General features: G+C 45.4%; 9 protein-coding genes and 4 tRNA genes. 1 reads left to right on the plus strand and 12 read right to left on the minus strand.

The features are described 5' to 3' along the window. The 10 genes from R7M72_RS18700 to pncC all read right to left on the minus strand — a co-directional run bounded on the left by R7M72_RS18700 (nt 1) and on the right by pncC (nt 7551). Nucleotides 1–73, minus strand: a tRNA-Arg gene (locus R7M72_RS18700). Nucleotides 74–158: 85 nt separating this feature from the next. Then, nucleotides 159–250 (minus strand) — tRNA-Ser (locus R7M72_RS18705). 29 nt (nt 251–279) lie between these two features. Next, nucleotides 280–356: transfer RNA gene (locus R7M72_RS18710), tRNA-Arg, on the minus strand. Nucleotides 357–387: 31 nt separating this feature from the next. Further along, nucleotides 388–479, minus strand: a tRNA-Ser gene (locus R7M72_RS18715). Nucleotides 480–812: 333 nt separating this feature from the next. Further along, complete coding sequence (csrA, locus tag R7M72_RS18720) at nt 813–1010, minus strand: carbon storage regulator CsrA (RefSeq protein WP_004415691.1); 198 nt, start codon at nt 1008–1010, stop codon at nt 813–815. A gap of 92 nt (nt 1011–1102) precedes the next feature. Then, a complete protein-coding gene (locus R7M72_RS18725; RefSeq protein ID WP_005383803.1) occupies nt 1103–2290 on the minus strand; it encodes an aspartate kinase in 1188 nt (395 codons plus the stop codon). Nucleotides 2291–2504: 214 nt separating this feature from the next. Beyond that, on the minus strand, nt 2505–5087 hold the full coding sequence (gene alaS, locus R7M72_RS18730) for an alanine--tRNA ligase (protein WP_017633542.1): 2583 nt from the start codon (nt 5085–5087) through the stop codon (nt 2505–2507). Nucleotides 5088–5229: 142 nt separating this feature from the next. Then, entirely contained in the window at nt 5230–5697 is a 468-nt protein-coding gene (gene recX / locus R7M72_RS18735) for a recombination regulator RecX (protein ID WP_017633543.1), read from the minus strand. A 127-nt stretch (nt 5698–5824) separates the two neighbouring features. After that, nucleotides 5825–6868, minus strand: a complete 1044-nt coding sequence (gene recA, locus R7M72_RS18740) for a recombinase RecA (RefSeq protein ID WP_005380874.1) — start codon at nt 6866–6868, stop codon at nt 5825–5827. Between the two features lie 200 nt (nt 6869–7068). After that, on the minus strand, nt 7069–7551 hold the full coding sequence (gene pncC / locus R7M72_RS18745; RefSeq protein ID WP_017633544.1) for a nicotinamide-nucleotide amidase: 483 nt from the start codon (nt 7549–7551) through the stop codon (nt 7069–7071). 84 nt (nt 7552–7635) lie between these two features. On the opposite strand from pncC, the gene mutS reads away from it, so the two are divergent. Then, nucleotides 7636–10197 (plus strand): DNA mismatch repair protein MutS, encoded by a 2562-nt coding sequence (gene mutS, locus R7M72_RS18750; RefSeq protein ID WP_064354301.1) that lies wholly within the window; start codon nt 7636–7638, stop codon nt 10195–10197. 82 nt (nt 10198–10279) lie between these two features. Here the strand turns inward: mutS and rpoS are convergent, their stop codons facing one another. Both rpoS and R7M72_RS18760 read right to left on the minus strand, forming a co-directional pair. Further along, on the minus strand, nt 10280–11266 hold the full coding sequence (gene rpoS / locus R7M72_RS18755) for an RNA polymerase sigma factor RpoS (protein WP_005380887.1): 987 nt from the start codon (nt 11264–11266) through the stop codon (nt 10280–10282). An 80-nt stretch (nt 11267–11346) separates the two neighbouring features. Beyond that, nucleotides 11347–12270 (minus strand): peptidoglycan DD-metalloendopeptidase family protein, encoded by a 924-nt coding sequence (locus tag R7M72_RS18760; protein ID WP_017633546.1) that lies wholly within the window; start codon nt 12268–12270, stop codon nt 11347–11349. Between the last annotated feature and the right edge of the window lie 3 nt (nt 12271–12273).

Consider the following 12273-nt stretch of genomic DNA (forward strand, 5'->3'; position numbering starts at 1 on the left):
GCGTCCTGGAGGATTCGAACCTCCGACCGCCTGGTTCGTAGCCAGGTACTCTATCCAGCTGAGCTAAGGACGCGCAGATCTTCTTGCTAAGAAGTTGTGAAGTAAATCACATTCATTTCTTACGAAACAAAAAAAAGGCCATCGGGCCAGTCAATGAATGGCGGTGAAGGAGGGATTCGAACCCTCGATACGGGATAAACCGTATACTCCCTTAGCAGGGGAGCGCCTTCAGCCTCTCGGCCACCTCACCGTTTTCATTGTTATATCTCAAAAGAGATATGGCGCGTCCTGGAGGATTCGAACCTCCGACCGCCTGGTTCGTAGCCAGGTACTCTATCCAGCTGAGCTAAGGACGCACTTTTTGTTGATAAATCAACGTTGCAAGAATGGCGGTGAAGGAGGGATTCGAACCCTCGATACGGGATAAACCGTATACTCCCTTAGCAGGGGAGCGCCTTCAGCCTCTCGGCCACCTCACCGTCTTGCGGAGGCACATATTACGTTTTACCGAAAATATGTCAAACACTTTCTTTGAAAAAATCTACGAAACTGGCTTAACCGTTGCTGATTTAATCAAAGTGACTATTAAACGAACTTTATCACTCTATTATGATGAAAAAAAGAGAGTCTTCTCTGAAAAAAGACATTTATTTTCAAATAACTTTCTGAAGTTCGAATCAACATTATTGATGAATTCACAGCCATACTCAACACAATAGTTTCTGCAAATTTTCAAAAACAGTAAAAACTAAAAAGGCCAACCCTTCGGTTAGCCTTTTTCATTCAAACTAAGCTCTGTAAACAGGAGCGACTTAGTAGTTACCTGAAGCAACGTTGCCATTGCCTTTTTCAGCTTGAATGCGCATGTAGATTTCTTCACGGTGAACTGAAACCTCTTTCGGAGCGTTAACGCCGATACGCACTTGGTTACCTTTAACACCTAGTACAGTTACAGTCACTTCATCACCAATCATCAGTGTTTCGCCTACGCGGCGAGTCAAAATTAGCATTCTTTGCTCCTTGAGTAATCTCTAAATTTTCTTGCTACAAAGCTATTATCCAACAAAAGTTATATTTTCGTAAACTACCTTGTTAGCGAAAATCAGCCTAAAAAGGCATGTTTTTGTTGAATGTTTAATGCTTCACTAGACGTAATGTAAGCATCATGCAGAATGTTTGCTGCTGTATCCACACATTCGGGTGCTAAAACTAGCATCATAGTGAGTGCATTCGTTGCGCTGAAATTGATCTCAATATCTCGCTTTGCCAACAAATCGCATGCGTGCTCTACCATTCCATTGGCCTCAAGCCCCACTGCGGTCAACAGGCTTACCACTTCACTATTACGGATTTTGTCGCTGAACACCAGATCGAACTTGGCACATGCATCTTGTTTTATCATGATACCTGCCCGTTCTGTTTCCTCGATCACATTCCAAATGTCGATACCCAACATCTGACATTGTTTTGTAGCACTAGATAAATGTTCTTTATCGACTTCGATTATGGCAAGGTCACGTTGAATGGCTATACCAGAGACGGCTTGATTGCCTAACTCCCCCTTTACCAGACTGCCTTCATTAACATCAAATGTCGAAAGCACGCGCAGTGGCACATTATTCTTCCATGCAAATTGCACTGAAGGTAAATGTAATACTTTCGCGCCTCGGCTTGCCATCGCTTCCATGGAAGGAAAATCGATAACCGCCAATTTTCGCGCGTTTTTCACTACACGTGGGTCACAAGTATAAATACCATCAACGTCGGTAAAGATTTGACACTCATCAGCGCGCAATGCGCCTGCCAGTGCCACTGCGCTCGTATCTGAGCCACCTCGACCTAATGTGGTGATATCCCCGTTCTCATTCACACCTTGAAAGCCTGCAACAATCACGATTTGGTCTTGCTCAAGCAATCCCAGAATTGTCTTAGTATCAATGTGTTTAATCGTTGCGTCATTGTGTTGATTATCCGTCACAATATTCGCCTGTGCTCCGGTAAGCGAGCGTGCAGCATGACCCAATTTATTGAGTGTCATTGCTAACAGTGCCATTGACACTTGCTCACCAGCAGAGAGCAAAACATCAAGTTCTCGAGCTGTAGGCACGCTATCTATCTGTTTAGCGAGGTCCATCAGTCTGTTTGTTTCGCCTGACATTGCAGACACGACAACAACAACTTGATTGCCATCATTTTTCGCCTTAATGATGTGTTCAGCAACTTGGTGGATTCTTTCAATTGAACCCACTGAGGTTCCGCCAAACTTTTGCACGATAAGGGGCTTTTTCACCAGTCTTCACCTTCCCAAGACCGAAGTCTCTTTAGAACTGCTTACATCTTCAGTATTTCCTTTTAGAAAAATTATATAAGCAGTAGTTACAACAAAAACCAAATAGCCTAAATGACTCGGTTAACTTTTGGTCAATTAAACCACTTGGCTGCTAAAAAAAAAATAACGCTCAATCAAAGAAACTTGATTGAGCGTAATTTTAGTAGTTAAAAGCTTATAAGCGCTCTTCTAACCAAGGCTGAACTGTTTTAATTGCCTCTGGTAGTGCGGCTACATCAGTACCACCAGCTTGAGCCATGTCAGGACGACCACCGCCCTTACCACCGACTTGCTCAGCAATCATCTTAACTAGATCACCAGCTTTTACTTTACCAGTTAGATCTTTAGTCACACCAGCAATCAGGCCAACCTTGTCACCTGTTACGTTGGCAAGCAGTACGACACCAGACCCCATTTGGTTCTTGATGTCATCAACCATAGTACGTAGGTTCTTGCTGTCAGCGCCTTCAAGAGCTGCGACTAGAACTTTTGTACCATTGACTTCAACCGCTTTGCCCATGATGTTAGCGCTTTCTGCTGCCGCCATCTTATCTTTTAGCTTCTGCACTTCTTTCTCTAGCGCTTTTGCTTTCTGTGCAGATTCTGCCAGTTTCTCTTCGTACTTCGCGTTTTGAGCTTCAATCGCGTCTAATGCAGCCTCGCCTGTTACCGCCTCAATACGTCGAATACCTGCAGCAATGCCGCTTTCTGAAGTGATTTTGAATAGGCCAATATCACCTGTGCTTGATGCGTGAATACCACCGCAAAGCTCTGTCGAGAAGTTACCCATAGACAGTACGCGTACTTCGTCGTCGTACTTCTCGCCGAATAGAGCCATTGCGCCTTTCTTCTTAGCTGACTCAATGTCCATCACGTTGGTTTCAATCGTGTGGTTGCGACGAATTTGCGCGTTAACTAGACGCTCAACTTCTTTCAGTTCTGCTGCAGTTACGGCTTCTAGGTGTGAGAAGTCGAAACGTAGGTTGTCTGCCTTCACTAATGAGCCTTTCTGCGTTACGTGCTCACCTAAAACTTGGCGTAGTGCTGCGTGTAGCAAGTGCGTTGCTGAGTGGTTTAGAGAGATAGCTGCGCGACGCTCTGCGTCAACGATAGTTGCTACTTCATCACCTTTCGCTAGAACGCCTTCTGCCATTACACCGTGGTGCGCGATTGCGTTACCTAGTTTTTGAGTGTCCTCAACGCGGAATACACCAGACTCAGTACGGATTTCACCAGCGTCACCACACTGACCGCCTGACTCTGCGTAGAATGGCGTTTCACCAAGTACGATGATTGCTTTGTCGCCCGCAGATAGTGAATCTACTTCGTTGCCTTCAACGAACATCGCTGCTACAGAACTAGAGCCTTTAGTACCTGTGTAACCACAGAATTCTGTTTGCGTATCAACTTTGATTGCTGCGTTGTAGTCAGTACCGAAGTTACCCGCTTCACGCGCACGTTGACGCTGTTCTTCCATCGCTTTCTCAAAACCTTCTTCGTCGATTGCGAACTCACGCTCACGTGCAACGTCGTTAGTTAAGTCAGCTGGGAAGCCATAAGTGTCGTAAAGTTTAAATACGGTTTCGCCGTCCAGTACTTTACCGTCTAGGTTATCTAATGCTTCGTTTAGAATCGCCATACCGCGCTCAAGTGTACGACCAAAGTTTTCTTCTTCGATACGCAGTACTTTTTCAACCACAGCTTGTTGACGCTTCAGCTCTTCACCAGCCGTACCCATGATGTCAGCTAGAACGCCAACCAACTTGTGGAAGAATGCACCTTGTGCGCCCAGCTTGTTACCGTGACGAACTGCACGACGGATGATACGGCGTAATACGTAACCTCGACCTTCGTTTGAAGGCATCACACCATCAACAATCAAGAATGAACATGAACGGATGTGGTCAGCAATAACGCGTAGCGATTGGTTCGATAGATCTTCATAACCAATGACTTCAGCCGCTGCTTTGATAAGAGTTTGGAATACATCAATTTCGTAGTTTGAGTGAACGCCTTGCATGATTGCAGAGATACGCTCGATACCCATACCAGTATCTACCGATGGTTTTGGTAGCGGTTCCATAGTGCCGTCTGCGTGACGGTTGAACTGCATGAATACGTTGTTCCAGATCTCGATGAAACGGTCACCATCTTCTTCAGGCGTGCCAGGACGACCACCCCAGATGTGTTCACCGTGATCGTAGAAGATTTCAGTACATGGACCACAAGGACCAGTGTCGCCCATTTGCCAGAAGTTATCAGACTCGTACGGCTTGCCGCCTTCTTTATCACCAATGCGAACAATACGATCAGCGGGTACGCCAACTTTCTTGTTCCAGATGTCAAACGCTTCGTCATCGGTTTCGTAAACAGTTACCAATAAACGATCCGCTGGCAGTTTAAGAACTTCGGTTAGGAATTCCCAAGCAAAGGAGATCGCATCTTCTTTGAAGTAATCGCCAAAGCTGAAGTTGCCTAACATTTCAAAGAATGTGTGGTGACGAGCAGTAAAGCCAACATTTTCTAGGTCGTTATGTTTACCACCAGCACGTACGCAACGCTGAGCCGTAGTCGCTCGAGTGTAGGCTCGTTTTTCTAAGCCTAAGAAACAATCTTTAAATTGGTTCATACCTGCGTTTGTGAACAGCAGGGTTGGGTCGTTATGTGGAACTAACGATGAACTTTCTACGATTTGGTGTCCTTTGCTCTCAAAGAACTTGAGGAACGCGTTACGAACCTCATCAGTGCTCATGTACATGCAGCTCTTCCTGAAAATAGTCGAGTTAGAATTTTGCCGTATTGTAGATCATGCAAACAGCTGAGACTAGTTTTCTTGAGGAAAAGAGGGAGTAGGAGAAAAAATTTGAAGCAAAACAAAAATCAGTGCGGACGACTGACCGTTAATCTTCGTCCTCAAAGCTCAGCGCGTAGCTGATTTGGTCAAAACTGTAGCCACGATATTGCAGAAAACGAACTTGTTTTGCGTACTCTTTTTGGTCTTTGGCTTTAATACCTTTGAATTTCTTTTCTGCCGCCTGTTTAGCCAGTTCAAACCAATCTTGCGGCTCTTCAGCCATAGCTTGCTCAATCACCGACTCCGCAACACGCTTCTGGTTTAACTCTTGACGAATTCGACGCTCTCCATGTCCTTTGTATACATGCTGTCTAATTTGACTCTTCGCGTAACGTAAATCATCTAAATAGTTATGGTCTAGGCAAAAATTAATTGCGATGTCGATGTCTGATTCTTCATAGCCCTTCATCGATAATTTTTGGTAAAGCTCATACTGACCATGATCGCGACGGCTAAGCAATTGGATAGCAGCCTCTTTGCTCGATAATGTCGGCGCCTGGCGTTTTTGGTACATGATGATCCTAAAAGTATTTTTGCTGTACAGGCTCTCAATGGCCTTTGTGATAATTCGATTTTTGATTTCAATAGATACAACAAAGCCCCGCATTGCAGGGCTTTGTCATTTATTAATCTATGAGAGATTAAAACTCTTCAGCTTGCTCTGGCGCTTCACCAGCTTCAGGCGCTTCCGCAAGTGCTGGCGCTAGCAACATTTCACGCAGTTTTGTATCGATAGTTTTAGCCACTTCAGGATGCTCACGCAGGTAGTTACACGCATTCGCTTTACCTTGACCAATCTTATCGCCATTGTAGCTATACCAAGCACCGGCTTTTTCAACTAACTTGTGCTTCACACCTAGATCGACAAGTTCACCTTCGCGGTTAAAGCCTTGGCCGTACATGATTTGTGTGTTTGCTTCTTTAAATGGTGCTGCAATCTTATTCTTAACAACTTTGATGCGCGTTTCGTTACCTACGACTTCGTCACCTTCTTTGATTGCGCCAGTACGACGGATATCTAGACGAACAGAAGCGTAGAACTTAAGTGCGTTACCACCTGTTGTTGTTTCTGGGTTACCAAACATCACACCAATCTTCATACGGATTTGGTTGATGAAGATACACATACAGTTAGACTGCTTTAGGTTACCCGTTAGCTTACGCATTGCTTGAGAAAGCATACGTGCTTGCAGACCCATGTGGCTATCGCCCATTTCGCCTTCGATTTCTGCTTTCGGTGTTAGCGCTGCAACAGAGTCGACAACCATAACATCGATAGCACCAGAACGTGCAAGTGCGTCACAGATCTCTAGCGCTTGCTCACCTGTGTCTGGCTGAGAAACCAGCAATGCATCGATATCTACGCCAAGTTTCTTCGCGTATACAGGATCTAGAGCGTGCTCTGCATCGATAAACGCACACGTTTTGCCTTCACGTTGCGCAGCAGCAATAAGCTCAAGGGTTAATGTTGTTTTACCTGAAGATTCTGGGCCGTAGATTTCTACGATACGACCCATTGGTAGACCACCAGCACCCAAAGCGATATCAAGAGAAAGAGAACCCGTTGAGATGGTTTCTACGTCCATTGCGCGGTTATCACCAAGGCGCATGATAGAGCCTTTACCGAATTGCTTTTCAATTTGACCTAGCGCAGCGGCGAGCGCTTTCTGTTTGTTCTCGTCCATTACTTTCTCCGATTTATTCATCTTCTTTGGGCGACGAATAGTAATTCATTTTTCTTAAGCAGAAGAACTGCTCAGCAATGAAAGTTATTATACTGTTGATTCATACAGTGTCCATACCTGTATGAAAAAAATTTGGCTGACCTAAAGTCGTGATTTGCTCTAGCCCTTATCAATGCTGGGCTAAAACAATTTAAGAAATTCTAGAGTAGATGTTGATACAATTGAGTCAGCGCATGCTCGACCGCTTTTTTGCGAACTTCTGCACGGTCACCAGTAAAATGCATGGTTTCGACTTGCTGCCAACTTTGGTTATCAGCAAAAGCAAAGCAGACCATGCCGACTGGTTTCTCTTCACTGCCACCACCCGGCCCTGCAATACCACTGATGGACACACCGATGGTCGCATTGGAGTTTTTAATTGCACCCTGCACCATTTCAATCACAACTGGCTCACTCACTGCACCATGCGCTTCTAACGTTGAAGCTTGCACACCAAGCATCTCCATTTTCGCTTCATTACTGTAGGTGACAAACGCACGGTCAAGCCACGCTGAACTACCAGCAATGTCAGTAATGGCGGTTGCAACACCACCACCAGTGCATGATTCTGCGGTCGTTAAAAGATGCCCGTGTTTAGCCAATAATGCGCCTAAATCGGCACTCAATTTTGTTGTTTTTTCCATAGCCAAAATGCCCTTTGTCTCTTTTTACTTGATAGGGATTCACGTATCCTAAGCCGCTACGGAAATAAACAAAAGAACTTACCTGTGAAAGCTGAACAAAAACACACTCCGATGATGCAGCAATACCTCAAGCTAAAAGCTGAGAACCCAGAGATTTTGCTGTTCTACCGCATGGGCGATTTCTACGAACTCTTTTACGATGATGCCAAGCGAGCTTCTCAGCTTCTTGATATTTCATTGACCAAACGTGGTGCGTCTGCAGGTGAACCTATCCCAATGGCGGGTGTGCCATTTCACGCCGTAGAGGGCTACCTGGCAAAACTTGTTCAGCTTGGTGAGTCTGTGGCGATCTGTGAACAGATTGGCGATCCGGCCACCAGCAAGGGCCCAGTAGAACGTAAAGTTGTGCGTATCGTGACACCAGGTACAGTGACGGATGAGGCGCTGCTTTCTGAGCGTGTCGATAACTTAATCGCAGCAATTTACCATCACAACGGTAAGTTCGGTTATGCGACGCTGGATGTCACCTCTGGTCGCTTCCAACTGACAGAACCAGAAACTGAAGAAGCGATGACAGCCGAGCTTCAACGTACCGCACCACGTGAGCTACTGTTCCCAGAAGATTTTGAACCTGTACATTTAATGGCGAGCCGCAATGGTAACCGTCGTCGCCCAGTCTGGGAGTTTGAGCTTGATACGGCTAAGCAACAACTCAATCAACAATTTGGCACAAAAGATCTGGTTGGTTTTGGTGTAGAACATGCGTCCTTAGGGTTATGTGCTGCTGGTTGTTTGATCCAGTACGTAAAAGATACTCAACGTACGGCTTTACCTCATATTCGCTCTTTAACGTTTGATCATCAGGATCAATCCGTCATCCTTGATGCTGCTACCCGACGTAATCTGGAAATTACTCAAAATCTAGCAGGCGGAACCGATAACACGCTCGCTGCAGTACTCGACCATTGTGCAACTCCGATGGGCAGCCGAATGCTGAAGCGTTGGTTGCATCAGCCTATGCGTTGCATTGAAACGTTAAACAATCGCCTTGATGCGATTGGTGAGATTAAAGAACAAGCTCTGTTTGCTGATCTTCAACCAACGTTAAAGCAAATTGGTGATATTGAACGTATCTTAGCGCGCCTTGCATTACGCTCTGCTCGCCCTCGCGATATGGCTAGACTTCGCAATGCCATGCAACAGCTACCAGAGCTAGAATCTGTCACCGCTTCTTTGACCCATCCGTACCTAACGAAATTGGCGAAGTATGCAGCTCCGATTGACGAAGTATGTGACCTGTTAGAGCGCGCGATTAAAGAAAATCCGCCGGTTGTTATTCGTGATGGTGGCGTCATCGCTGAAGGCTACAATGCGGAGCTCGATGAATGGCGAAAATTGGCAGACGGTGCAACAGAATATCTTGAGCAGCTTGAGCGAGATGAGCGTGAACGACACGGTATCGATACGCTTAAAGTAGGCTACAACAACGTTCATGGCTTCTTTATCCAAGTAAGCCGTGGCCAGAGCCATTTGGTTCCACCGCATTATGTACGTCGCCAAACACTCAAAAACGCTGAACGCTACATCATCCCAGAGCTTAAGGAACACGAAGACAAAGTACTTAACTCGAAATCTAAAGCGTTAGCACTTGAGAAACAGTTGTGGGAAGAACTGTTTGATCTATTGATGCCAAACCTTGAGAAGCTGCAAAACCTAGCTTCTGCCCTGTCTCAACTGGATGTATTACAAAACCTAGCAGAGCGTGCAGATTCGTTAGATTACTGCCGCCCAACGCTTGTGAAAGACGCAGGAATTCACATTCAAGCTGGTCGTCATCCAGTCGTAGAACAAGTAACAACAGAGCCGTTCATCGCGAACCCAATTGAGCTTAACCCAGCCCGTAAGATGTTGATCATCACCGGTCCAAACATGGGTGGTAAATCAACCTACATGCGTCAAACTGCGCTGATTGCATTGATGGCACATATCGGCTCTTATGTACCGGCAGAATCCGCACAGATTGGTTCTTTAGATCGTATATTTACTCGTATTGGTGCGTCAGATGATCTTGCATCTGGCCGCTCGACCTTCATGGTAGAAATGACCGAAACAGCCAATATTCTTCACAACGCAACTAAGAACAGTTTGGTGCTAATGGATGAAATCGGACGCGGTACTAGTACTTACGACGGTCTCTCTTTAGCTTGGGCAAGTGCGGAATGGCTCGCAACACAAATTGGTGCGATGACCCTATTTGCAACTCACTACTTCGAATTAACAGAGTTACCGAACCAACTGCCAAGCTTAGCGAACGTTCACTTGGATGCCGTAGAACATGGAGACAGCATTGCCTTTATGCACGCAGTTCAAGAAGGTGCGGCAAGTAAGTCTTACGGCTTGGCTGTTGCGGGCTTAGCTGGCGTACCAAAAACGGTCATCAAAAATGCGCGTAACAAGCTATCTCAGCTAGAGCAACTGGGGCAAAACAGTGACACACCGCGTCCAAGTGCAGTAGATGTGGCTAACCAGTTGAGCCTGATTCCAGAGCCTAGCGAGGTCGAACAAGCTCTGTCAGGTATTGATCCTGACGACTTAACGCCACGCCAAGCTCTTGAAGAGCTGTATCGCTTGAAAAGGATGCTGTAAATAGACTCACACCAAGGAGCAAAAAAGAAAAAAGGCTATGGGGAACCATAGCCTTTTGTGTATCTAGTGAAATACGGATTATTTAATCGTCTTCTACGTTAAACAAGTTTTCCATATTCAAACCTTGTTTGATTAGGACTTCACGAAGACGACGTAAACCTTCCACTTGTATTTGACGTACTCGCTCACGTGTCAGACCAATCTCTCGACCAACTTCTTCCAGCGTCGAAGGCTCATAGCCTAGTAGGCCGAAGCGTCGTGCAAGCACTTCTTTCTGTTTCGGATTCAACTCTTCTAACCAATGAATCAACGATGATTTGATGTCGTCATCTTGAGTCGAAACTTCTGGATCAGAGTTGTTTGCATCAGGAATAATATCCAGCAGCGCTTTCTCACCGTCACCACCGATTGGCGTGTCGACAGAGCTAATACGCTCATTAAGGCGTAACATTTTGCTTACGTCTTCGACTGGAATATCTAATTGAGCAGCAATTTCCTCTGCGGTCGGTTCGTGATCGAGCTTTTGAGAAAGTTCACGCGCAGTACGCAGATAAATGTTCAGCTCTTTCACTACATGGATAGGTAGACGGATCGTGCGAGTTTGGTTCATCAACGCTCGCTCTATCGTTTGTCGGATCCACCACGTTGCGTAAGTAGAGAAACGGAAACCACGTTCTGGGTCGAATTTTTCGACCGCTCGGATCAAGCCGAGGTTACCTTCTTCAATCAGATCAAGTAGTGCTAGACCACGGTTACTGTATCGACGAGAAATCTTAACAACCAAACGTAGGTTACTTTCGATCATACGTTTGCGTGCCGCTTCGTCGCCACGTAGGGCGCGTCTTGCGTAAAGCACTTCTTCTTCGGCAGTAAGTAAAGGTGAGAAGCCAATTTCGCCCAAATACAACTGAGTTGCATCTAAGCTTTTACTGCTCGCGTCAAATTCTTCACGCGCAGTCGCTTTGCTTTCTGTGGATGATGATCTTTCGAGTTCGTTATCAATGGTCTTCACTGACGCATTGTCAAATGCAAACTCTTCAACTTTGGTTACTGTGTTGCTGATACTCATAACGCCTCCCCCTGGCGAGTTAGCAAGACATGACAACTCAATATGTCGCTAAATGATGTCGCAAGTTGTTTTTCAAAGTTTTAAGGCAAATAGCGTTTTGGATTCACTGATTTACCTTGATAGCGAATTTCAAAGTGTAGTTTGACCGACTTTGCACCTGAACTACCCATGGTGGCGATTTTTTGTCCGCTTTTTACGCTTTGTCCTTCTGTGACCAGCAGTTTGTCATTATGTGCGTATGCGCTTAAATAATTGTCGTTATGCTTTACTATAATTAAGTTGCCATAACCTCGTAGCGCATTGCCTGAATAAACGACTGTGCCGGCTGCGGTTGAAACGATAGGTTGACCACGCTGTCCTGCGATGTCGATACCTTTATTTCCCTGTTCTCCCGCCGAAAAGTTCTTGATTACTCTCCCTTTTGTTGGCCACAACCACTTTGAGACTTTATCACTCTTTGCTGTGGTAGTTGGCGCTTTTTGCTTCACTTTTTGGTTATCTTTTGAACCAACATACTCCTTTGTTTTCGATTGTTCAACCTTCTTTGGAGGCTGTTTTTGTACGACTTTAGGCTTAGTCTCTGTAGGTTTTTGACTAGAGTTTTTACTCGAAGGTTTGGGTTTAGAGGCTGTTGATGTTTTCGTCACTGGAGCTGGGGGGGTCGTAACAACAGGAGCCACAACGGGTTCAACTTTTTGACCATATTTAGGGGCGACATATTTCGGAGCCCAAAGTTTTAGCCTCTGTCCTGGGTAGATAGTGTAAGGCTGAGTTAACTCATTGTAACGAACAAGATCATTTACATCTTTATCTGTGACATAAGCTATGAAGTAAAGTGTATCGCCTTTTTTTACCTCATAATAACTCCCTCTGTAACTCCCTCTTTCAAGGCTTGAATAGTCTTTTTTTAGGCTAGAGACAGGTGCAGGGGAATGCGCTGCACAACCAACTAGTCCTGCAGCAAACACAAAGCTAATACCAATATGACGTAGTAACTTATTCACCTA

The sequence above is a fragment of the Vibrio sp. YT-18 genome (assembly GCF_033337345.1).
In the GTDB taxonomy this organism is placed as follows: Bacteria; Pseudomonadota; Gammaproteobacteria; order Enterobacterales; family Vibrionaceae; genus Vibrio; species Vibrio alginolyticus.